This is a genomic window from Aliirhizobium wenxiniae (assembly GCF_019511445.1).
GTDB lineage: Bacteria > Pseudomonadota > Alphaproteobacteria > Rhizobiales > Rhizobiaceae > Neorhizobium > Neorhizobium wenxiniae_A.
The window spans coordinates 21964-44605 of sequence record NZ_JAEUAN010000029.1; the positions used below are offsets into that span (position 1 = coordinate 21964).

Annotated in this window: 25 protein-coding genes and 1 pseudogene; 9 read left to right on the forward strand and 17 right to left on the reverse strand. The window is 57.5% G+C overall.

Going from position 1 to position 22642, the window contains the following annotated elements; translation table 11 throughout:
- Positions 1-36 precede the first annotated feature (36 nt).
- Complete coding sequence (locus JNB91_RS26620) at positions 37-333, forward strand: hypothetical protein (RefSeq protein WP_220328499.1); 297 nt, start codon at positions 37-39, stop codon at positions 331-333.
- 264 nt (positions 334-597) lie between these two features.
- On the opposite strand, the gene JNB91_RS26625 is transcribed toward JNB91_RS26620, so the two are convergent.
- The 6 genes from JNB91_RS26625 to coxB all read right to left on the reverse strand — a co-directional run bounded on the left by JNB91_RS26625 (position 598) and on the right by coxB (position 8317).
- On the reverse strand, positions 598-903 hold the full coding sequence (locus JNB91_RS26625; RefSeq protein WP_220328500.1) for a hypothetical protein: 306 nt from the start codon (positions 901-903) through the stop codon (positions 598-600).
- Positions 904-1350: 447 nt separating this feature from the next.
- Positions 1351-3627 (reverse strand): FdhF/YdeP family oxidoreductase, encoded by a 2277-nt coding sequence (locus JNB91_RS26630; protein WP_220328501.1) that lies wholly within the window; start codon positions 3625-3627, stop codon positions 1351-1353.
- 75 nt (positions 3628-3702) lie between these two features.
- On the reverse strand, positions 3703-4512 hold the full coding sequence (locus JNB91_RS26635; RefSeq protein WP_220328502.1) for a formate/nitrite transporter family protein: 810 nt from the start codon (positions 4510-4512) through the stop codon (positions 3703-3705).
- 126 nt (positions 4513-4638) lie between these two features.
- The gene (locus tag JNB91_RS26640; RefSeq protein ID WP_220328503.1) at positions 4639-4983 is read right to left on the reverse strand and encodes a hypothetical protein; all 345 of its coding nucleotides are present in this window, start codon (positions 4981-4983) and stop codon (positions 4639-4641) included.
- Positions 4984-7497 carry a cytochrome c oxidase subunit I gene (gene ctaD / locus JNB91_RS26645; RefSeq protein WP_220328504.1) on the reverse strand — a complete coding sequence of 838 codons (2514 nt, stop codon included), beginning with the start codon at positions 7495-7497 and terminating at the stop codon, positions 4984-4986.
- Positions 7490-8317 carry a cytochrome c oxidase subunit II gene (gene coxB / locus JNB91_RS26650; protein ID WP_223218403.1) on the reverse strand — a complete coding sequence of 276 codons (828 nt, stop codon included), beginning with the start codon at positions 8315-8317 and terminating at the stop codon, positions 7490-7492. Before coxB ends, ctaD begins: the two co-directional genes overlap by 8 nt.
- Before the next feature lie 3 nt (positions 8318-8320).
- On the opposite strand from coxB, the gene JNB91_RS26655 reads away from it, so the two are divergent.
- Complete coding sequence (locus JNB91_RS26655; protein ID WP_346269402.1) at positions 8321-8722, forward strand: DUF2231 domain-containing protein; 402 nt, start codon at positions 8321-8323, stop codon at positions 8720-8722.
- Here JNB91_RS26655 and JNB91_RS26660 read toward each other — a convergent pair.
- Positions 8700-9143 carry a CopD family protein gene (locus tag JNB91_RS26660; protein ID WP_262928031.1) on the reverse strand — a complete coding sequence of 148 codons (444 nt, stop codon included), beginning with the start codon at positions 9141-9143 and terminating at the stop codon, positions 8700-8702. The two genes, JNB91_RS26655 and JNB91_RS26660, sit on opposite strands and share 23 nt — an antisense overlap.
- A 233-nt stretch (positions 9144-9376) precedes the next feature.
- On the opposite strand from JNB91_RS26660, the gene JNB91_RS26665 reads away from it, so the two are divergent.
- Entirely contained in the window at positions 9377-9958 is a 582-nt protein-coding gene (locus JNB91_RS26665; protein WP_220328507.1) for an exopolysaccharide biosynthesis protein, read from the forward strand.
- Between the two features lie 534 nt (positions 9959-10492).
- On the opposite strand, the gene JNB91_RS26670 is transcribed toward JNB91_RS26665, so the two are convergent.
- From JNB91_RS26670 to JNB91_RS26680, 3 genes are all read right to left on the reverse strand, one after another.
- The gene (locus JNB91_RS26670) at positions 10493-11356 is read right to left on the reverse strand and encodes an SDR family oxidoreductase (protein WP_220328508.1); all 864 of its coding nucleotides are present in this window, start codon (positions 11354-11356) and stop codon (positions 10493-10495) included.
- A gap of 247 nt (positions 11357-11603) precedes the next feature.
- Positions 11604-11804, reverse strand: coding sequence for a hypothetical protein (locus JNB91_RS26675; RefSeq protein WP_220328509.1), 201 nt, complete (start codon positions 11802-11804; stop codon positions 11604-11606).
- 19 nt (positions 11805-11823) lie between these two features.
- Positions 11824-12138, reverse strand: coding sequence for a plasmid stabilization protein (locus JNB91_RS26680; RefSeq protein WP_220328554.1), 315 nt, complete (start codon positions 12136-12138; stop codon positions 11824-11826).
- Between the two features lie 418 nt (positions 12139-12556).
- Between JNB91_RS26680 and JNB91_RS26685 the strand changes: the two genes are divergently transcribed.
- From JNB91_RS26685 to JNB91_RS26700, 4 genes are all read left to right on the forward strand, one after another.
- A complete protein-coding gene (locus JNB91_RS26685) occupies positions 12557-14365 on the forward strand; it encodes a YbhB/YbcL family Raf kinase inhibitor-like protein (protein WP_220328510.1) in 1809 nt (602 codons plus the stop codon).
- Between the two features lie 13 nt (positions 14366-14378).
- On the forward strand, positions 14379-15548 hold the full coding sequence (locus tag JNB91_RS26690) for a zinc-dependent alcohol dehydrogenase (protein ID WP_220328511.1): 1170 nt from the start codon (positions 14379-14381) through the stop codon (positions 15546-15548).
- Between the two features lie 12 nt (positions 15549-15560).
- The gene (locus JNB91_RS26695; RefSeq protein ID WP_220328512.1) at positions 15561-16367 is read left to right on the forward strand and encodes an SDR family NAD(P)-dependent oxidoreductase; all 807 of its coding nucleotides are present in this window, start codon (positions 15561-15563) and stop codon (positions 16365-16367) included.
- A 138-nt stretch (positions 16368-16505) separates the two neighbouring features.
- On the forward strand, positions 16506-17126 hold the full coding sequence (locus JNB91_RS26700; protein ID WP_220328513.1) for a flavodoxin family protein: 621 nt from the start codon (positions 16506-16508) through the stop codon (positions 17124-17126).
- A gap of 22 nt (positions 17127-17148) precedes the next feature.
- Here the strand turns inward: JNB91_RS26700 and JNB91_RS26705 are convergent, their stop codons facing one another.
- From JNB91_RS26705 to JNB91_RS26715, 4 genes and pseudogenes are all read right to left on the reverse strand, one after another.
- Positions 17149-17874 carry an MgtC/SapB family protein gene (locus JNB91_RS26705; protein ID WP_223218404.1) on the reverse strand — a complete coding sequence of 242 codons (726 nt, stop codon included), beginning with the start codon at positions 17872-17874 and terminating at the stop codon, positions 17149-17151.
- An 8-nt stretch (positions 17875-17882) separates the two neighbouring features.
- Positions 17883-17990, reverse strand: a complete 108-nt coding sequence (locus JNB91_RS31785; RefSeq protein WP_430736369.1) for a DUF3175 domain-containing protein — start codon at positions 17988-17990, stop codon at positions 17883-17885.
- A pseudogene (locus tag JNB91_RS26710) lies at positions 17978-18163 on the reverse strand (DUF3175 domain-containing protein); the annotation flags it as partial. The pseudogene JNB91_RS26710 and the gene JNB91_RS31785, both read right to left, overlap by 13 nt.
- Positions 18164-18178: 15 nt before the next feature.
- Positions 18179-19966 (reverse strand): thiamine pyrophosphate-requiring protein, encoded by a 1788-nt coding sequence (locus tag JNB91_RS26715; protein WP_220328514.1) that lies wholly within the window; start codon positions 19964-19966, stop codon positions 18179-18181.
- 343 nt (positions 19967-20309) lie between these two features.
- On the opposite strand from JNB91_RS26715, the gene JNB91_RS26720 reads away from it, so the two are divergent.
- Complete coding sequence (locus tag JNB91_RS26720) at positions 20310-20459, forward strand: hypothetical protein (RefSeq protein ID WP_220328515.1); 150 nt, start codon at positions 20310-20312, stop codon at positions 20457-20459.
- 166 nt (positions 20460-20625) lie between these two features.
- Here the strand turns inward: JNB91_RS26720 and JNB91_RS26725 are convergent, their stop codons facing one another.
- From JNB91_RS26725 to JNB91_RS26735, 3 genes are all read right to left on the reverse strand, one after another.
- Positions 20626-20835 (reverse strand): hypothetical protein, encoded by a 210-nt coding sequence (locus JNB91_RS26725; protein ID WP_220328516.1) that lies wholly within the window; start codon positions 20833-20835, stop codon positions 20626-20628.
- A gap of 393 nt (positions 20836-21228) precedes the next feature.
- A complete protein-coding gene (locus JNB91_RS26730) occupies positions 21229-21408 on the reverse strand; it encodes a DUF2934 domain-containing protein (RefSeq protein WP_220328517.1) in 180 nt (59 codons plus the stop codon).
- Between the two features lie 62 nt (positions 21409-21470).
- A complete protein-coding gene (locus JNB91_RS26735) occupies positions 21471-21971 on the reverse strand; it encodes a YciE/YciF ferroxidase family protein (protein ID WP_220328518.1) in 501 nt (166 codons plus the stop codon).
- A gap of 278 nt (positions 21972-22249) precedes the next feature.
- Between JNB91_RS26735 and JNB91_RS26740 the strand changes: the two genes are divergently transcribed.
- Positions 22250-22642 carry a response regulator gene (locus JNB91_RS26740; protein WP_220328519.1) on the forward strand — a complete coding sequence of 131 codons (393 nt, stop codon included), beginning with the start codon at positions 22250-22252 and terminating at the stop codon, positions 22640-22642.

The following is a 22642-nucleotide window of genomic DNA, read 5'->3' on the forward strand; positions in this document are numbered from 1 at the left end:
TCGGTTACACTCCATGTTAGTTAAGAGGTAGCAACCATGAGTACTACATCCTATCTGCCGATGATTCTTCTTGCCATCTTCGCATGTGGCGCGGCGCTTACCGCTGGATTTCTAATTCTTCGCAGTGTTAAGCGAACATCCTTCGAACAGGGCTCGCCCGCTCAGGTGACCCAAGGGTCGTTGGACCAAGAAGGTCGAGCCGGAAACGCTGAACGTCCTCGCAAAAAGTTCGGATCGGCGACCATGATCCTTGTCGGGACTTTCTCGACGGTTGCGGTTCTAGGGATTTTCGTCGGTGCAATAATCATCTATGGCGGCTTGATCGCGTCTTAAGCATCGATATTCGTTAAGTGCGACCACCGCTGTGAGACGCATCTAGGGCGTTTCGACTTGCGCTTCATTCCTGCCCTTCGGACATTCACCGGAGGTTTTTTTTGATCTCCGCGAGTGCGCCGTGGCTTGACTGAAAGTCTTTCTTGAAAAGCGATCGGAAAATTGACGCCGCCGATCCCAGCAAGATGGCTTCACCCTTTTCTACCCGTTGCAAAGAAAAAGCCCCGCCGAAACGGAGCCTCTCCTATCGCGTAGTCTTATGCTTTAGCAGGATGTTCCCGCCTGACCAGCGCCGGGATTTGTACTCTGGTTGTTGTTCTGCTCGGACTGAGCCGCGCCTTGCGTACCACCGGGAGCACCACAATTCGTATTGCTGCTGCCCTGATCTGCACCTTGGTTGCCGCCGGAATTGCTGCCACCAGAATTGTTCGCGCCGGACGAATTGCTGTCGCTGCTGGTCCCGCTGCTGTTACCGCCGCTTCCACTGTTGTTGCCGCCGCTCGAACTCTGCGCCATTGCCGAAGTTGCGAGACCGATAGACAGCGCTGTTACCGCAAGAACTTTCATCATATGTTTGTTTCCTCACCTGAACCCTACGAATTTGCGAACAGTCTACAATCAAGAAAGTTCCAAGCCCTAGAGCATACGAATTTGAGATTGTGCAATCGCGCAAACCTCGCATAACCAGTCAATAGCCCTCGATTGCAGGGACACCGGATTACGACCGGGTATAAACCTTTCTAGTGTCGGTCCCGACGAACGAGCCGTCGTCCTGCGGCTCAAGGTTTTCTCCGGACTCTATGCTGAACCGCCGCCATAATGGTAGCTCGGTACCCAGGCGCGTCTTCTCAGCGTCGGAGGTTCTCGTCACCTCGACAATCTTTGCGCTGTTACCATTGCCATCGACAGCGTTGAACGTTCGTGTCTTCTCCATTGGTTTCAGCGCTCCGTTCTGCTTGTTTCAATCGTATCTTTGCGGACATGATGACCTTCTCGCGAAGTGGACAATCCACGTCGCTAGATCTCGATCCGCACAGGAATAGCCTTTGAGGCGGGCGTCTTAGAGAGCCGATCGTGATGATCGATCGCATTTAGGACATTGCTTTCCGGATAATAGGCGCCAATCGTACCACGGGGCAGGTTATGGGGGGTGACGAGCAGGCCACCGAGTTCCCGCCGTTTTCCATCCTCAAAATCACTAACCAGTCTGATACTCTGTCCGGCATAAAGGCCAGCCGCTTCGATATCCTCTTCGCACATTAAGACTACATCGCGCGTTCCTTCAATGCCACGGAAACGGTCCGAATAGCCGTAGATCGTTGTATTGAACTGGTCGTTGGAGCGCATGGTAACCAGGCGGTATCGGCCAATGCGTTCTTCGAAGGACAGGGCATTCAGTCGTTCAGGACTAGTGAACGCGGCCTTTTTCTCTTCTGTATTCCAGATGCGATCATGTGCATCATTGCCTCGATAAAAGCCCCCCGGCTGAAACATGCGTCCGTTGTAATCTTTGAAGTCCTTGGGATAGGTTGCCTCGATCAGATCGCGAACCAGTCCATAATCAGCGGTCCACTCATCCCATTTAAACTTCGGATTATCGGGAAGTGTGGCCTGGGCGATGCCCGTGACGATTGCCAACTCACTCTTCAGGTACGGCGACGCCGGTGTCCGCTTTCCGATCGAAGCCGAAATATGAGAGAAACTGTCTTCCGTCGTGACTGTCTGAGATCCGCTCGCCTGCCTATCCATTTCCAGGCGCGAAAGGCAGGGAAGGATGTAGGCTTGCTTGCCGGGAAACAGATGGCTGCGGTTCAGCTTAGTTGAGACCATGACCGTCAGGTCCAGCTTCTCCCATCCCTTTTCCATCTCTTTCTGTTCCGGAACAGCTCGCAAAAGGTTGCCACCGAGACAAACGAAGGCTCTGACCTCGCCGGCTATGAGCCCTTTCACGGCATCAACGATCGTGAGGCCGTCCTTGACTGGGGGATCGAAGTTGAAAAGCTGCCTCAGTTTGTCCATTGGTATCAGCTTCGTTTTCTCCGCTACGCCGACGGTTCTCTGTCCCTGGACGTTCGAATGCCCGCGCACCGGACAGCAGCCGGCACCCTCACGGCCGATATTGCCGCGCAGGAGAAGTAGATTGACAAGCATGGCGATGTTGAGAGCGCCTTCCGCATGCTGGGTCAGCCCCATACCGTAGACGCCGATGACCCGCTCGGAACTGATATAGATCTCGCCCGCCTTGCGGATAGCCTGTTCCGATAAACCGCTCTCGCGTTCGATGTCCTGCCAATCTGCCTGCCGGACGCAGTCGATGAAGCGATCGAAGCCGGTCGTGTGTTCTTCGATGAACGCCACGTCGAGAACCCGCGGCGCCCCGGCGGACAGCGCTGCATCGTCGGCTTCGATGACTGTCTTGCATAGACCGAGGATGGCGGCGATATCGCCGCCCGCCTGCACCTGCAGATATTCATCGGATATCGCGGTCTCGTTGCCAGTCAGCATGTCGAAGGGGTTTTGCGGATTGACGAAGGAAACAAGCCCCTGCTCGATGACCGGATTGAAGGTGACGATGCTTGCGCCTCGCTTCTTTGCATCCTGAAGCGGGTGGAGGAAGCGCGGGCTGTTGGAGCCTGGGTTTTGCCCAAAAAAGAAAAATGCATCGGCTTTTTCGAGGTCTTCCCACACGATGGTGCCGACGGGTGAGCCGATTACGTTGCTCAGGCCGACCGATGTCGTTTCGTGGCACATGTTGGAGCTCTGCGGAAGATTGTTGGTTCCAAATGCCCTAGCGAGCAGCGCGTAGAGATAGGCAGCTTCGAGACCCGCGTGGCCGGACGAATAGAATACGGTCGATTCCGGTGTCTGCTTTTTCAATGCCGCGCCAATCTGCTCGAAAGCTTCCTCCCAGGTTACTTCGACATAACGATCTGTCCCGCCATCGTAACGCATCGGATGCGTGAGGCGGCCGGTCATTTCCAAGTCATGGTCTTTCCAGGCCCGCAACTCGGTGACCGTGTGATCCCCCCAAAAGTCCGGCGTACAGCGCGCATTCGTCAGATCCCATAAGGTCGCCTTGGCGCCGTTCTCGCAGAATTCGAAAGGGTGATAGTTGGCCGGTTTTGGCCAGGCGCAGGAAACGCACATGAAGCCGCCCGGCTTGTTCTGGCGCGCAAGCGCCTCAACCGCGGCCGGTGTCGGCCAGGCCTCGCCATAGATGCGCGCGATGGATTTGAGCGAGCCCCAGCCACCAGCAGGTTCTTTGGATTCCGGATTTGAGATGTGGTCAGCCATGAGTGTCTCCTCGTCATTTATTGCAATCGTGCCTCAGCAGGACGGGTTTGCTGCCTGCCCGGGTGAGGCTTGCGGTCAGGCTTGCGCCACTTTCCGGTAAGCTGCGTGGTAGGCCAGAGCGAGCAACGCTCCACCGATCACGTTTCCGATCGTTGCAGGAAGGAGATTTGCCCCAATATCTGTAAAAGTGATGGCCGTGTTTGTCTGCTCCATTAGCGATTGCGCAATGAACGCGTAGGACAGGAGATACATATTCGCTATGGAATGCTCGAAACCGGCCGCGACGAACGCGGCAACAGGCAGCAGCAGACCGAAAATCTTCTGGGCAACGGTCTGTCCGGCATAAGCGAGCCAGACCGCAAGGCAGACGAGAAGGTTGGCGAGAATGCCGCTCGCTGTCGTCGTTGCAAAACCCTTCGCTGTCTTGGTCTCCGCCAGTTCCATGGCGGCACGGCCGATTGCTCCGTCGCCTGCCTCGTGAAGGCCCGCCAAGGCGGCGGTTGCAGCCAGAAGAACAGCGCCGAAAAAGTTCGCAATATAGACGATGCCCAAGGCACGTATTGCCTTGTTCGCCGGTATCTGACCCGCCGCCAGGGGTCCTGTCATAAGGGTATTGCCGGTGAAAAGCTCTGCGCCGGCGACCAAGACCAATGCGAGGCCCACGGAAAATACCAGGCCGGCCAGTACCTGGCCGACCCCGAACGGCATGGCGTCCGCGCCAGCAAGCGCGACTGTCGCAAAAAGCCCACCCAGACCGATATAGATGCCCGCGAGCGTACCCAGCACAATCATTTTCGAGAGGGGAAGATCTGCTTTGTCCCGGCAAGCGGCGAACACGGTCTCATACAATTCGTCTGGGTGCGGCAGAGAGGCGTTGTCAGACATCGGGTCCCCGTCATCAGGCATGGCGTCAAAGTGGCTTTGGGGTTGCAACGATCCGGATGCTGGGAAGATCAATCGCGAGGGAACACGATGTCGTGAAGGGTGATCGTGACCGACATTCCGATTTGATCACAAAGGGCAAAGCGTCAGCCAGAAAACTCCGGCGAAACAGAATGCAGTCGAGAATATCGCGGCTATGGTGACATAGGTCTTGACCTGACCAAGAAACGTTGAGGTTTCCAGGGCGGCCGCCGGCTTGTGTCTCCTGCGCAACCAGGCGAGCGTACCGAGGATCGCAACAAAGCTTATTACTACCAGCACGATCAGGATGAAACGGAGCGGTGATCGCCAGAACGCTATGTCGTTGTTATGCCAACCCAGGCTGCACCCGGTAGCCTGAGTCGCGTAAACAAGCAGGAAGGTGCCGCTCCACACAACGAAAGCCAGAATGAGGAGTAAAAGGGGATGGCGCATTCAGACGCCTCCGTCGCGGACCAGGCTGTCGAGCAACAGGCAAAAGCCGACCGCCGCAAAAGCGGAAGCGGCTGAATAATCGTGCCAAAGCGCGCCGATTTTGAGATCGAGCACCCGCACCGACATGTCATGATCGCGCAGGGCTCTCCATAGGGCATGCGCGGCGAAGATCGAGCCGACCACGCCGTGCAGAGAGATGTAGCAGACGATGACAAACAGCGAAGCGGTCGCCGCGTGGCCCGATGCGGATGGCAGCGAGTAAAATGCGATGGAGATGAATGATCCGGTCGAGATCAGGTGTCCTGCAAAAGCCAGTCCATTGCCGAGGAGCGACATGTGCGCGGACTTCTTCGATATCCTGCTGCCGAGTGAGCCGAGGCTCATGCTCGTCGCAGCCAGTATCAAAAGCCAGAGACTGGGGCTCTGGAGGTTTGCCGGCGGCCAATTCGGGGCCGAGATCCAGAGAAAGAGGCAACCGAAGAGGAGCGAGATATAGAGCGTCGCGTCGGCGACGAGTGTCAGCACCATGGCTAGATAGGAAGGCGGGCTTTCTGCACGAATGTGGACGGGAACCGTTTCGCCGTGACCGATCGGCACGGCGTCATCGTCGAAGGAGGAGGGGCTAGACCGCGACCATAGACAGAAGCAAACGATCACGGCCGCAAGTGCGACGGGAGTAGCCCAGTAGAACTTGAACAGCATCAACAGGAAGAAGCTGCCGGTTGCGACCGCAGTCCAGAACGGCAGAAATGTCTGGCGCGGCAAGAGAACGAGCTGTTCAGGCTCTCCGGTTACCGAATTGACGCCCAGCACCTCCATTCGGTCATCACGCGGCATGCCCAGATAGCCTCGCCCTGCGGCAAGGTGCGGGCCGATCACGTCTGGATCGAGAAGGTCGGCTCGGTTGTCGACCCGTGGAATGGATGCGAAATTATAGGATGGCGGTGGCGTCGGCATAGCCCATTCGAGTGTGCCGGCCTTCCACGGATTGCGCCTGAAAGCGCGGCCAAACTTGAAGAGAAGGATGAAGTCGAGCGCCACGAGAGCGAACCCCATCGCCATAACGAAGCTTCCCATCGATGAGACGAAGTTCAGGACCTCCCAACCGAATTCGGCCGGGTACTCGAAGATCCGGCGGGGCATGCCGCGCAGTCCGGTAAGGTGCATGAAGAAAAAGGTGACGTTGAAGCCGATGAAAATCATCCAGAACGCCGCGTGCGAGAGATGTTGTACCGGCTGTTTTCCTGTCAGGTGCGGCACCCAGTAATAGGCCGTGGCCAGCATGGGAAAGATGAAGCCGCCGACCAGCACATAATGCAGGTGGGCGACGACGAAATGCGTGTCATGGGCCTGCCAGTCGAAGGGAACCATGGCGAGCATGACGCCGGTCAGGCCGCCGATCACGAAGACAAAGAAGAATCCGAAAATATGCAGCATCGGTATGGAGAAGCGCGCGCGGCCATGGGCGAGCGTCGCGAGCCAGGCAAAGATTTGGATTGCTGTTGGTATGGCCACCAATGCGCTCGCAGCAGAAAAGAACGACAGCGCCACATGGGGTATGCCGACCGTGTACATGTGATGGACCCACAGGCCGAAAGACAAAAACGCCATTGACACGATCGCCGAGACGATCATGCGGTAACCAGCGAGCGGCGTGCCGGCAAGCACGGGCAGGATGGTCGAGATCGCACCCGCTGCAGGGAGGAAAATGATGTAGACCTCGGGATGGCCGAAAAGCCAGAAGAGGTGCTGCCACAGAAGCGGATCTCCGCCGCGCGTCGGATCGAAGAAGGGAAGGTCGAAAGCACGCTCCACTTCGAGCAGGATCGAGCCGAGGATCAGTGGCGGGAAACCGATCAGCATCATTGTCGCGACCACGAGCATGTACCAGGCGAAGATCGGCATGCGGTCGAGCGACATGCCGGGCGCCCGGATTTTCATGATCGTAACGATTATTTCCACGGCTGCTGAAAGCGCGGAAATCTCAACGAACGTGATGCCAAGCAGCCAAACGTCGGAATTTATGCCCGGCGCATAGACCGAAGATGACAGCGGCGTGTACATGAACCAGCCGCTGTTGGGCGCGACACCAGCCAGAAGCGCTCCGATCAGGATCATGCCGCCGAACAGGTAACACCAGTAGCCGTACGCGCCGAGCCGTGGAAAGGCGAGGTCGCGGGTTCCGAGCAGTTTTGGCAGAAGATAGATCGCCATACCCTCGAAAAAGGGAATAGCAAACAGAAACATCATGATCGTGCCGTGCATGGTGAAGACCTGGCCATAGGTCTCGGCATCCATGAATACGCTTTGCGAGGACGCAAGTTGCGTGCGGATCAGCATCGCCAAAACGCCCCCGATCGCAAAGAAGACCAGGGCCGTCAGCATGAAGCGGACGCCGATCACGTTATGATTGACGGCGGCGAGGCGTCCCCACCCCGGCTTCGTTCCCCAGATGCGATCCAGTGCTTTATGCAGTGCGATAGGGTTATGATGGAGCGTCTGGTTCTCAGTCATGGCGAAGTCCCCCGGTCAAGAAGTCGCGGAAATCGTCTTGGCCGAGGGCCCGCACCTCGAACTGCATGCCGGCATGCCCGGTGCCACAATATTCCGAGCAAATGCCACCGTATCTCCCCGGTTGGTCGGCGCGGATGCGCAGGCGACTAGAATGGCCCGGAACGGCGTCGATCTTGCCGCCGAGACGGGGAACCCAGAAACTGTGAATAACGTCCTCGCTTTCGGCGATGATTTCGATGGTGCGGCCCGCCGGGATGTGCAGGATATCGGTGTGAACCGGGCCGCCGGACACCGAGGGATAAGAGAACTGCCATTGCCACATGCGGCCGATCGCGCGGACCTCCAGCACTTCGTTGGCCTCGCTTACGGCGCCTTTCAGCAAAAATTCACCCTGGGCAAAAGCGTAGAAGGTCAAGCCCGCCAACACAGGCACTGGCAATATCAGGCCGCCCAGGATGATCCATCGCGCTTGCGAGACGCCGCGGCCAAAACGCGGAGCAAGCACGGCGGCGAGAAACAGTCCTAAGACGAGGGTGAACAGCGCAAACGAACCCCAAAGCATCGCCCACCAGAGGTTGGCGATCGAGGCTGCTGACGGACCGGCAGGATCAAGCGCCGAGAAATCGCCGCTGCAGCCCCCCAGCGCTAGCGGGACGCCCGTGCAGCACAGACAGCGGAACCAATCCTTTGTTCCGGGACTTTGCCGGATAAAGGGAGATTTGTGTTGAAAAAAATCACTGAGGTCGAAAACCCCGTCATCTCGAAGATCGAAGAGAAGGATGCCAGTTCGACGATTGCTGTTGCCGGCCATCCGCTTCATGCCATGAGCGTACATTTCCCGATCGCCCTTGCTTTCGTCACATTGGCGGTCGATCTGCTTTTCTGGTGGTCGGCCGATCCGTTCTGGCTGCGGGTCGGCCTTTGGAGCTCCGGCGGGGTGTTCTTTTTCGGTCTCGCGGCAGGACTGGTGGGCACGATCGAGCTCCTTGCAGTACCAGGCATTCGCGAACGGGTGGCGAGTTGGGCGCATGCCATCGCTGCGATAACACTTATCGCCTTCGCCGGCCTTAACTGGGGACTGCGGGCGTCTGGGGCGGCGGACGTGCTGCCGCATGGTCTCCTCGTATCTCTCCTGACCTGTTTCATGACAGGGATGGCTGGTTGGCATGGGGGCAAGCTTATTTTCGATCACGGCGTCGGCCTCATGGTATCGGCCAAGGACTGAAACGCTCAGCAAGAGCTTTCAATCCACCCGGACGCGTCAATTCGACCGGAAGTTCGAATCCGACAGGTGGTTTGGCCAAGGCGATAAAGACGACGGCGATGACAACAACCGACGTCGCGATAGTGGCGACGACGAAGCGCCAAACCGGGTACACCCCGCCCTCCTTGAAGAGCCTGATAATTATCAGCCCTGTGAGAATATGGGTAACGACCAGAAAGCCGACGAAAAGCAGTTTCAAGGAAAACCATGGCGCGTAGGTCTGCTGCCCGAAAATAAGGGCGGTGCCGCTCACGACCGCTAGGAACGCGGCCGGCGAGATGATCGTCACATACGCATAACGGACGATCATTTGCAGACGATAGAGCGCATCCTTATCCTCCACATTCGCCCTTTGTACATAAAGGCCGGGCAGGCTGATCAATCCTGCGGCCCAGATCGCAATCGTGATGATATGGAGAAATTTCAACAAAGCTATTATCAATGCCGGCCCGATGCATGCGCGTATCTGCGGTTGATGTGATTAGATGGGGTCGGAATGAAGTGCGTCCAGAGCACAAGGTTGTGAAGGTGGCCCGCAGATGCATGCCGGTTCTGCCCTGGAACGGATGCGGATCTTTATCGTTTCCGCTGCGATCGATAATTCGGCGGAATTAAATGACTGAAACAAACACTTACGTGTCCCTATCCCAGGGTGGCCTCGCCCATCTCCTCCACCGAATGCACTCTCTCGCGGATTCATCAGACACGTTGACGATTCATGACATACGCGAAGAGGTCGGGGAGCGGAGTTTCGGACCATTCCTGATTATACCCGCAATAATCGAAATCAGCCCTATCGGCGGCATACCTGGTGTGCCGACGGTCATTGCGGTCATCATCAGTATTTTTGCGATCCAAATCCTTTGCGGCCGCAAGCACCTTTGGCTGCCTCAAGCTGTAGAGCGACGAACTGTTGATGGCCAGAAACTGTCAGCAGGGATTGCGAAAATTGAGCCGTTGTCCCGCTGGGTCGACAAGGCTGTCCGGCCGCGCTTGGAATGGGCAACAAACACACCATACCGCCAAGGCATAGCACTGCTTGTCATTGCCTTATGTGCGACAGTACCGCCTCTTGAACTGATCCCGTTTGCGAGCACTGTGCCGATGGCCGCGATTGTTTTTCTGCGATTGGCGCTGCTGGCTCGCGACGGTCCGCTCGCTTGCATTGCCGGATGTCCATCGCAACAGCATATCTGATGTATACGGCGTTGGCCGCATGACCACACATCTTTAGATGTCGGATCATGCATGCCTGCTCAAGGAAGGACTGATCATCGCATCGATTACAAAGAAGGGCGGCATCTCTGCCGCCTTTCTTTGTTGAAGGCCTGTGGCTTTGGCCACCCTTGCTCTTTCCGCCTCGGATCGATGCGCTCTTGCCTGGACGCTTTCGTCGAATCGGCTGTTGTCGTCGCCATGGCGGCGATTGTTTCGGCGGGTGCAGAATGGCGGGGGAGGCACTGATCCCCCGGCAGAACAAACAGGCGCAGCCGGTCGCCCTGCAAACCCAGCCTCGACGTTCAGGCTTCCTCAGCCGGGACTGGTATCACCGCGCCCACTGAGGCAACGCCACACAGCCAAAGTGGTACCGGTGCTCCAGTGCCGACTACAAATCCTTCAGGCACCACTACCGAAAACCATAGAGCGCGATGGCGGTGTTTATCGCATTTAGAAGGGCCAGAGCTTGGCCCTCGTCATCGTGCGACATAGTCCGTTCTCACGTAGGTTGCCTCATATCATGATCTCGCCACCTGTGACCGGGATTACTGCTCCTGTCATGTAGCTTCCAAGATCCGACGCCAGCAGGACGTACGCCCCTGCTAGTTCTGCAGGCTGACCTGCCCGTTTCAGCAGGGTCTGCTCGCCGAACTTCGCCGATTTTTCCGGCGGCATGGTTGAGGGAATAAGCGGTGTCCAGATCGGTCCTGGCGCTACAGCGTTCACCCGTATGCCCTTGTCGGCCAACACCTCCGCCAAGCCTGCGGTAAAGTTAGAAACGGCCCCTTTTGTCGATGCGTAGACGAGAAGGTGAGGAGAGGGCTGGCGGGACTGGATGGATGTGGTGTTGATGATGGCGCTGCCGGGCTTCATATGAGGCGCGGCCGCTTTCGAAAGGTAGAACGGTGCATAGATATTTGTCCGGAAGGTCTCGTCCCATTCATCCGCGCTGATGTCGCTGATGTTGGCATAGGTCCTCTGGTAAGCAGCGTTGTTCACGAGGATATCGAGACTGCCAAGTTCTGCCACCGTCCGTTCCACCAAGTCGATGCAGTGATCCTCGGATTTGATGTCCCCGGGGATGACGAGGGCTTTGCGGCCGGCATCTTCCACCCACTTAGCCGTATCGCGTGCATCGTCATCCTCGTTGAGGTAAGAAATGACAACGTCGGCCCCTTCGCGGGCAAATGCGATTGCAACTGCCTTACCGATACCGGAGTCAGCGCCCGTGATGAGGGCAACCTTGCCTACCAGCTTTCCGTTTCCTTGATATGAATTCTCTCCGTGATCCGGCACAGGCATCATGAGAGTGGTTTCGCCCGGAGGCTGCTGCTGCTGCTCAGGCTGCGGCGGGGAAGGGCGACGTGGTTCGTTCATGGTTGTCTCCTGGATGTTGCACCAGCGCGCTAACCAATCTTGAGCCACACAGTTCCAGATGGTGTTTGACTTTTCGCCCGTCCAACGGCGGTTCGACAAGAGTGCAGGTCAGATCCATCTTTAATCTGGCGATAGTGGAACTACCCAACTTGGCGGCGGCAGGCTTGATGCTGTGGATGCCTCCAGCCTCTGGATCGGCTTGAGGCGACCGCATTGCCTCAAGCGTCGTTCTGCGGGCCCGGCGATCTTACTTACCCCTGGTCTTCAACGCGTCCGAAACCTTTGTCCGGCCCGGGTCGCTGTTGTTTTCGCCGACGGCATCGCGATCTACATCCGGATCGTCCTTTGCCGGCATGTATCCGCGAGGTCGGTTTTCCTGCGGACCTTCCCAGCGGGGAGATTGATCGGTGGTGCCGGGAGCGCCGGGCTTCGGTGAATTGATCGTCATGAACTTTATCCGCGAATACTCAATGGCCGGCGTGATGCTCGTTGCGTTTGCGCGTAGCTGCGGCCTTCTTCGCCGACGCCGAGCGCTCTGCAGCGGATCGCTTGGCAGAGGCCTCACCTTCAGCCCGGCCGCCCTTCTTCGAGGAAGCGTGGTTCTCGGCGTGGCCGCGTCCTGAGCCCGATTTGTTGCCACCACCGCTTTCCTTGTTCACGGTCGCCCAGGCGCGTCGTTCGGCCTCTTTTTTCGGCACGCCGCGATCTTCGTAGCCTTCCTCAATATGTTCGGCCTTACGCTTCTGTTTGTCGGTATAAGCAGATTTGTCGCCGCGAGGCATGGTCATCTCCCTTTCAACATTATGATCCCCTCGAACATTCGTGTGGCTCCAGAGTTCCTTAGCGTTAAGGACATTTGAGACGACACCACTCGGATCGCCTGCGGTTCCATCAAGCATCTCTTTCGTGTGGTTGCGAGGCCGCTCGTCGGGACACGCTGCGATGCATATTGAAGCCACGGCGCGGTGGAACTTTCAGATAGTTGTCTTGTTCGAGGGGCCCACAAGAGGACCTCACATGAACCTGCTTCCCGGACATCACAGGCTGACGTCACTTGTGCTGCACGCCCCTTCTAGCCTTATCGCGGGCGCGATCGCCGAGCCCGGCTTTTTCGATGTCGCATCTTCTTGATCCAGCTCAGACCAACGCCCGATCGAGAGGTCGGGCTTTTTGCTAACGCTCTCGTCTCAGGAGATCTTCATGGCCAGACGTTTTTGGACTCTCGCGCTTTCCGCGACAGCGATTGCTCTTACCGTGCCTTCCTGCGGAACTGCCCAGATCAAGGGAACGGTCGGCGAGGCCTCCGACGTCACGATCCAGGGCTCGATCCTCGAACCGGAAAAATTGGTGGTGACAGACGATGCCAAACTCACCGGCCTCATCAAGGCGCCCGCAGGCTTCAAGGTCGATGTCTTTGCCCGCGACCTGAGCAATCCGCGCATGCTTGCCGTTTCGCCGAAGGGGATCGTTTACGCGACCCGCAGAACAGTCGGCGACGTCATCATGCTGAAGGACGATAACAATGACGGCAAAGCGGACGGCGCGGTCACGGTGGCAAGCCGGCCGAACATGCATGGCATCGCCTTCGACGGCAACAAGGTGTTTCTCGTCACGATCCACGATGTCTATACCGCTGACGTGAAGGAGGACGGGACATTCGGTCCGTTCACCCGCATTATCGACGATCTGCCGGATGCCGGCCAACACGCCAATCGGACGATCAATGTCGGCCCGGATGGTATGCTCTACATATCGGTCGGCAGCACCTGCAACGAATGCCAGGAAGACAATCAAGAAAACGCGACGATCGTGCGCGCCAGCAAAGACGGCATGACGCGGACGATCTTTGCCAGCGGCTTGCGCAATACGATCGGTTTCGACTGGGAGCCGACGACCGGTGGGCTATACGGCATCGATCACGGCATCGACTGGCTGGGTGACGAGGTGCAGGTCGAGGAACTGAACCGGATCGAACAGGGCAAGAAATATGGCTGGCCGTATGTTTACGGCATGAGCGGCATCAACCCGCATATCAATCCGCCCGAAGGCATCACGCTCGATCAATGGGCAAAGCAGTCGACCGAGCCCGTTCTCGGCTACACCGCGCACAGTTCACCGATGCAAATGGCATTCTATGACGGCAATGCCTTCCCGGCCGATTACCGGGGCGATGCCTTCATCGCCATGCGCGGCTCCTGGAACCGTCGTCCGCCGAGTGGCTACGAGGTGGTGCGCGTCAACTTCGAAAAGGGTAAACCGGTCGGTTTCGAGAAATTCCTCGACGGGTTTCTGCTGCAGCAGGAAAACGGCAAGTACGGCTATCTCGGCCGCCTGACCGGTATCGCCGTCGGCAAGGATGGATCGCTGTTCGTTGCCGACGACAGCAATGGTGTTGTCTACAAAGTCACCTATACCGGTGCCGTCGCCAAACAGGCCGGTGAGCCACCACCCGTTCCCAATGTCGTCGCCGATATGCCGGCCTCCAAGATCGCCATCGACCTTGTGAACGCCAAGAGCGATCAGGCGATCGCGGTCAAAGCTTCTTTCGAGAAGGATGGGCCGGTTCCTGTTCAGTACGTCGCCGATGGCGACAATGCGTCTCCGGCGATCGAGTGGTCGCGCGTGCCGGAGGGTACAAGATCCTTCGTTCTGATTGCCGACGACCCCGATGCGGCAAAGCCGAAGCCGTTTACGCATTGGCTCGCCTACGACATTCCGGCTGAAACGACAAAACTGCGGGAAGGTATTCCGGGCGCGCCGATCCTTCAGGAGCCCAAGGAGATGAAGCAGGGCGCCAATAGCATGGGGTCGGTCGGTTACACTGGGCCAAAGCCGCCCGTCGGCGATCCGGCTCATCATTATCATTTTCAGGTGTTTGCACTCGATGTCAAAACGCTCGGCCTCGATCCCGGCGCCAACCGTGATGGCGTGCTGAGGGCGATGGAAGGCCATGTTCTCGGCAGAGGCCAGATCATCGGCACGTTTAAACGCAAAATGGCTACGAAGTAGGAGAAATCAGACGATGAAAGCACTCACTTGGTACGGCAAGCACGATATCCGCTGCGACAGCGTTCCCGATCCGGACATTCAGGATGGCCGCGATGTCATCATCAAGGTCACAGCCTGTGCCATCTGTGGCTCGGACCTGCATCTCTACAACGGTATCATGCCGGAAATGCACCACGGCGACATCATGGGCCACGAGACCATGGGCGAAGTGGTGCAAGTCGGCAAGGACAACAAGAAGCTCAAGGTCGGTGACCGCGTTGTCGTCCCCTTCACGATTGCCTGCGGCGAGTGCTTCTTTTGCAAGCGCGGCTTTTTCTCCGGCTGCGAGCGGTCGAACCCGAAACCAGAGAAGGTTACCAAAATGTGGGGCAATTCGCCTGCCGGCCTGTTTGGCTATACGCATCTGCTCGGCGGCTATAGCGGCGGCCAGGCGGAGTATCTGCGCGTTCCGTTTGCGGATGCCGGTCCCATAAAAGTGCCCGATGGTCTCACCGACGAGCAGGTCCTGTTCCTGTCTGACATCTTTCCGACAGGCTACATGGCCGCCGACTTCTGCAACATCCAGCCGGGCGATACGATCGCAATCTGGGGCTGCGGGCCGGTCGGGCAGATGGCGATCAAATCAGCCTTCATCCTTGGCGCCGAACGGGTCATCGCCATCGACAGCGTTCCTGAGCGGCTTGCACTTGCAGAGGCTTCGGGAGCCATCACGCTGGATTACCTCGACAAGGACATCTACGACCGGATCATGGAACTGACGAGCGGGCGTGGCGCAGATGCCTGCATCGATGCTGTTGGCACCGAGTCCGATCCTTCCGCAAGCTGGGACGCTCGTCTCGACCGCATCAAGGTTGCGACCTTCATGGGCACCGACCGGCCGCATGTGCTTCGACAGGCCATCCATTGCTGCCGCAATTTCGGGACTGTCTCGATCGTCGGCGTATATGGCGGTTACCTCGACAAGATCCCGATGGGGTCGGCGATCAATCGGGGTTTGACGTTCAAGATGGCGCAGACCCCCGTTCAGCACTACCTGCCGATCCTGATGGACCGCATCGTCAATGGCGAGATCGATCCGTCGTTCATCATCACCCATACCGGTAGCCTGGAAGACGGGCCGGAGCTTTACAAGACGTTCCTCGAAAAGAAGGACGGCTGCGTTAAAGTCGTCCTCAAGCCCTGAAGGAGAGCGGCGATGGATAATGCACAAACGGCAAAAGGGCTGGCCGTCGTGACCGGTGCATCAAGCGGGATCGGACTGGAGCTGGCGACGATCGCCGCTTCTAAGGGCTATGATCTGATCATAGCCGCCGATGAGGCAAAGATCGAAGACATGGCCGTTCACTTTCACGACTTTGGTGTTTCGGTTCAGGCCGTAAACGCCGACCTCTCAACGATCGAAGGCGTGGACCGGCTGATCGAGGACATTGCGGCCGATGGCCGATCAGTCGATCTACTGATGGCGAATGCTGGACGCGGACTCGGCAAAGAGTTCCTCGATCAGGATTTTGTCGAAGCGCGCCGCGTGATCGACACCAATATCGTCGGGACCACGTATCTCGTCCAGCAGATCGGACAGCAAATGCGCAGCCGCGGGGCCGGTCGCATTCTGCTGACGGGCTCGATCGCGGGCTTCATGCCTGGCACGTTCCAGGCGGTCTATAATGGCACCAAAGCCTTTATCAATTCGTTCTCTTTCGCGCTTCGCGAAGAACTGAAGGATACGGGGGTGACAGTCACATGCCTGATGCCCGGACCAACCGAGACCCAGTTCTTCGCGCGTGCCGATATGCTGGATACATCCGTCGGTCAGGCCGAGAAGGATGACCCGGCCGAGGTCGCAAAGGCAGGTTTTGATGCCATGATGAACGGAGATGGCGATGTCGTATCCGGCTGGAAGAACAAGGTCATGTCGGCAGCCACCAACATCATGCCTTCAGAAACGCTGGCCAGGCAGCATCGCAAGATGGCCGAACCTGGTTCGGCAAAGCCAGACATCTAAGCTCGTCGCATTCAGTCAAGCCGCTGATCAATTGGCGGATCAAGCAATCGCGGCTGTGTGCACAAGCATCAAAAGCAGTCAGGGCGCCGACGATCGCATCGCGCCGTCCATTCTTTGAAAATCGAGAGGATTACCATCATGACACTTAAGGCAGTCGCGCTGAACGCAACGCTTAAATCGACAGGGGGCGAGCCCTCTTCGACGGATCGCATGCTGTCTCTGATCAGGTCAGCCATGGAAAAGGATGGTGTCGAGACGGAAATCCTTCGTCTCGCGGATTACGATATCAAGCCAGGTGTCACCTCCGATGAAGGTGAGGGGGATGATTGGCCGGTTATTCGTAAGAAGATACTCGATGCCAACATTCTCATCATCGGCACACCGATATGGCTTGGACAGCCGAGCAGCGTGGCAAAGCGAGCTTTGGAGCGCATGGACGCGTTCCTGGAAGAAACCGACGATGCAGGACGAATGGTCTCCTACGGACGCGTTGCCGCGGTTGCGGTGGTCGGCAATGAAGACGGCGCGCATCATACCTCGGCCGAGATTTACCAGGCCTTGAATGACGTCGGCTTCACGATTGCTCCCAATGCTGTGGCTTACTGGGTGGGGGAAGCGATGGGCAGCACCAATTTCGTTGACCTGCCAGACGTCCCCGACGTGGTGACGAGAACGGTCGACATGTTGGCGCGAAACACCGTTCATCTTGCACGCCTGCTTGAAGACAATGCGTTTCCAGGTTCATCCTCAGGCGGATGACCTACTCTTCCTCTTTTGACCCTCAGCGCGTCGTCGTATGGAGTTTGAACAGGCTGACCTCGAAGTCTTGCGACAGAGCCTTGTAGACTTCGGCTGCGGTTTCATCACCGCCCTTCGCAGACCAGCGCAATTCGAAGCTCATTTCCTTGCTCGCCTCGTCGAGGCGGGCTGCGCCGGTGAAAAGCGCTTCGGCACCAAATTCCTTTAATCCGAAAGTGGGATCAGGCATTGATCCATGGGTCGGAGTGACAAGCTTGATCGACGCCTTGTGGATCTGGGCCACTTGTCTATCGAGACGCTTGAACGGCGAAAGTACCAGCCAGGCGAGGATTGTTGCAGCAATGCCGGTGATGATCTGGCCCCCGCCAAAGCTCAAGCCGATCACCGTGGCAAGCCAGAGCGTTGCGGCTGTGGTGACCCCCGTTGCGATATTGCCACGCCGCAGAATGGCTCCACCGCCGATGAATCCGACACCAGTCAGGATCCCGAGTGGGAACCGAAGAATATCCATCGAGCCATTGGCCTCGACGCTGGTGGACAGAAGGTGGTTCGCCTGGATCATGCTGACGCAGGCCGCGAGCGACACGAGTATGCAGGTCCTGAAGCCCGCGGTGTGACCGCCCCGCTCTCTGTTTAGCCCAATCACGGCACCGGCGATCAGGGCTGCCGCCAACCTGACCACGATATCAATCCAGGTTGGATCGATCGGCATCCGGTCCCAAAAAAGGTGGTCGAGGCCCATATCCATGCTTTCTACTACTCCTTGCCGAAGATTTTGCGCAGCGCTGCCTTAGCTTTTTCGAGCACTGCCTTCTGAGATTTCGGGAGCTGCCCACCAGCGCGGTTGACGTAAAAGGTAAGCATCGACACGCTGACCGAAATGGGGTCGCCTTGCGGCGATGGCTTTGTTCGACCGAGTGTTTCAGGGATGCCGCTATCTTCGTAGGGCTCTTCTCTTTGAAAATGCCGTTTTTCAGATCCATCGCGTCGCTGCTATCGGTCACGTCCTGCGACCACTTTTTCGTCCTGGCAGCCATGTTTGTTCCTCTCGATTATTTGTCCCGGCCCGGTAGGACGGAGCTCAGGACCTGACGAACGGTGCCCCGGATGACGCCGCCTTGGTTCGGGTCGCCTTGGGCGAGCGTTGACGCCATGTTCTTAATCTGCTTGAAGGTGAAATGCGGTGGCAGCGGCGGCACTTCAGGGTCTGTCTCCACCTCCAGAATAACAGGTCGGTCGCAGGCCAGCGCCGCGTTCCATGCATGTCCGAGATTTTCCGGGCGGTCGACGAAAATCCCTTTGAGACCGATCAGCTCGGCGAAGCGGTGATAAGGCACGTCGGGGATGCGCTGGGACGCTTCGAATTTTGGGTCGCCCTCCATCACCCGTTGTTCCCATGTCACCTGGTTCAGGTCTTCGTTATTGAATACACAGATGACGAAGCGATGGTCGCTCCAATCCTTCCAGTATTTCGCCACGGTGATCATCTCAGCCATATTGTTCATCTGCATAGCACCGTCGCCGACCAAGCCGATCACCGGCCGATCGGGATGCGTGAATTTTGCCGCGATCGCGTAAGGCACCGCCGCGCCCATCGATGCCAGTCCTCCAGACAGCGAGCCCATCATTCCTGGGCGCATCTTGATATCGCGGGCATACCAATTGGCGCAGGAGCCGCTGTCGCTTGTCAGGATAACGTTGTCTGGGAGACGAGGGGACAGCTCCCATGCTACAAGCTGCGGATTAACCGGGTTGGCTTCGGTATGGGCGCGTTTCTCCAAAAGCTTCCACCAGTCGGCGACGTTTTTCTCGATATCGCTACGCCATTTGTTTTGCTTCTGCTGAAGAAGAGGAAGCAGTGCCTGAAGGGTCAACGCCGCGTCGCCGGCGAGATTGACCTCCATTGGATAGCGGAGCGACAGCATGCCCGGTTGAAGATCGATCTGAACGCCGCGTGCCCGGCCTTCCTTCGGCAAGAATTCCGAGTAGGGAAATCCCGATCCGATCATGAGAAGCGTGTCGCAATCGCGCATGAGATCCCAGGACGGCTCTGTCCCAAGCAAGCCGATTGAACCGGTGACCCAAGGCAGGGAATCGGGCAGTACCGCCTTACCGAGCAACGCCTTTGCCGCGCCCGCACCAAGGCGATCCGATACGGCGACCACCTCGTCTGTCGCGTTCAGCGCACCAGCACCGACCAAAATAGCGACCCGCTCGCCAGCGTTGAGCACCTCTGCAGCCGCCTGAAGATCGTCCTGATGTGGTATGACGTTCGGAGGCCGGTATCCGACGCCCGAATGGACAGTCCCATGGACGCGTGGCGGTTCTTCATATGGCATCTCCTGGAGGTCGTTCGGCAACACCAGTGCGGTGACTGTCCTATTGGCGAGCGCGATCCGCACGGCCCGGTCGACGAGATGGCGGACCTGAGCTGGCGTAGAGGCTTGATGCACGAAGTCGCCTGCAACATCCTTGAACAAGGACACCAGATCGACTTCCTGCTGGTAATGGCCTCCCAGCGCGCTCAAGGCCTGCTGCCCAACGATTGCCAGAACAGGTTGGTGGTCGAGCCTTGCGTCATATAGACCAGTGACGAGATGAGATGCACCCGGACCGGACGTTGCGATGCAGACGCCGAGCTCACCTGAAAATTTGGCGTGAGCGGATGCCATGAATGCGGCCATCTCCTCGTGCCGGGCCTGCACGAACTCGATTTTTTCCTCTGCCCGGTGGAGCGCTCCAAAAACGCCGTTGATGCCGTCTCCGGGGTAACCGTACATCCTGCGAACGCCCCAGGCGTACAGGCGGGAAACGATGAAATCGCCAACGGTGTTGGTCATGGAATGCTCTTTCTGCAGTGAGGAAAAGACAGGGGGCAATGAGGCGGCAACCAGCCACCGCTTTATTAGTTCCATCCATTCAGCTGATGGGGACAGACTTATCCCGACCGCCAAAGGAGCGGTCCCGGATAAATGGGGCAACGGATCATAGGGCGAAGATATGACGCTGAAGCGCAGTCTCCATGGGGCGGGCTCAGATTGCCCCCGGGAAAATGTCCACTCTCATGGAACTCTCAAGCACGTCTCCTGTTGGCGAGGTTCAGTGAACCACGGAGCGGGTAGATATGCCCAACGTGATCCCGATTGCCGGGATCGCCATTCGCAAAACCGGGAAAGGAAACCTATGCTTAAGAAAACACCTAGCCCCGAGAGCGACGCAGCACGCTCTGATCCAGCGGTTGCAGATAAAAACCGCCAGGCGCTGAAGGAGGAAGCTGAAAAGGGTGTCGAGAAAAACCGGCACCTGGAGGAAAAAAATGAAGAGCGGACATGAGGGCCGCAACGTTGTTGCCGCCGTCATCGTCCTATTGGGTTTGGCCGTCGTCGCCTTCGTGACTTACACGATGGTCCTATCGCGAGGTGATACTGGTATTGGCCAGCAATCATCTCCTCATGCGATCGATCATACGAACTGACTTGCTTTTCGATGACAGCCCCAATCAGCCACGGAATTCGCCCTCGTTGCTGTCGGCAGGATCATAGTTGAGGTCGAAATCCTTTTCATGCTTCTTGCCCGGTGGATCGCGGTGAACCGTGGCATCCTCTGAGCCGGTGATAACGGTCGGTTTGGCACTGGCAACCCCGTTTGCTTTTCGATCGGCCTGCGAGGGTGCGTACTGCCCCTTAGCGTCGTTTTCGACTTTACTCATGATATCCTCCTGAAGCGCTAGTTATGTCCCAGCTAACTGGGCAGGCAGTGCATAGTTCCCTCAGGCGAAGCCAATATCCGGCACGTAAGTCTGGGCATTTGAAATATTCCAAGACAGCTCGTGCCAAGCGGGGTGTACGTCGAGAGAACAGGATCCAACCAATATGCCACGGCCTATCTGGCGACATCTATGCGTGGATATGAAGCGAATGCCCTACGAACAAACGCCGTGGCATGTCGAATGGATGTGCGGCGACCTCCCCGCAATCGAGGAGGTCGTGGGCCGGTATGCCAGGGAGACGATCTTTACACGCTTTATGCCGCTGACCGATGCCTCGTCGCCTCCGAGCGCCTGGGAGTCATATAATCCGCAGGCGATGCCAACCTTGGAACGTCAGGAATCTTCGTCGTCCCAGCCCGCAGGAGCACTGCTATTTTTGTCCTGCCCGTGCTGCGCGTCCCATTCGGCGCTGGCTTCTGCCCATTGCTCGGCGTCCTGTCCATTCGGACGACCCGACTGCTCCCAGAGCTCGTAGGCTCGTTTTGAGATCCATTCTTCGCGGTTCGTATCCATACCTTTTCCTCCCTAAGCTTTTCTGATTGCTGTCGGCGAGTGCTCCCTGCCGACAGCATCGGTCAGGCGCTATTCTCTGCGCTCTTCGGGTTTGCAGACGCTTCGCCCAGCTGCGTGAGAAGCTCGTCAGTCTCAACCTCTTCCTGAAGATTGGCATCAAGAAGAGGGACTGCCTCCTTCAGACCGAGCTGGCCGGCCCAGCTTTTGAGCGTCCCGTAGCGCGCAATCTCATAATGCTCTACAGCCTGGGCCGACGAAATTAGGCCAGCGTCCAGCGCGACCGAGCCCTTGAACTCTTCTATGATTTCTTCAGCTTCCGCGATGATGCCCTGGATGGCCTCACAGGTCTTGCCTCGGGCGGGCTTGCCGAGCAGCTCGAACACCTGTTGCAGGCGCTCGATCTGCCCCTCAGTCTGCTCCTTGTGTTTGAGGAATGCAGCCTTGCCCTCCTCGGACTGCGATGCCCGTGCCATCCTCGGCAGGGCCTTCAAGATCTGCTTTTCGGCGTAGTAGATGTCCTTGAGCGTCTCGAGGAACAGGTCCTCCAGAGTCTTCTCCGCCATGATCACTCCTTCCCATATTGAAATTGGCCCATGTTGAAATGGGCGATCACCAACTGGCGCATGAGCTCAAAGTTCCCACTCCGGTATCGGTTATTTCGCGGCTTACCGACGAGCGTGACATTCCCTTATTGATGGTACATCGACAGCAAGGCCGCGGAACTCTTAGACACCCCAAGTGTTCGCAATTGCCACCGATGGTCGCTGGGCGTCACACGGGGAGCAGCGTTTCTTGCGGTGGAAAGAGATCCCCGCTACACTGATGGGATTGCGAGGTTGTCTTGGACAGTTCTATTTATCTAAGCCTGTTTGCGGGCAAGCATATTCTGATCGTAGAAGACGAGTATTTTCTCGCCGACGAGACCCGCCAAAAACTTGAGCAGCTCGGTTCAACGGTCATCGGTCCAGCGGCAAACGTGCAAGATGCACTGGAATTGCTAACTACCTCGGAAATCGACGGGGCAATTCTGGATGTGCACCTGGGAGATGAATTCGTGTTTCCGGTGGCTGAAAGGCTTGACGAAGCGAATATTCCCTTCGTCTTTGCGACGGGTTATGACGCGTCCGTCATTCCGGCCAAGTTCTCCGGGTTCACATTGTGCGAAAAACCTACAGAACTGGGAAAAATCGCGTCGGCGCTGTTTAGTGCTGGTAATGGTGCCGCACTGAATTGA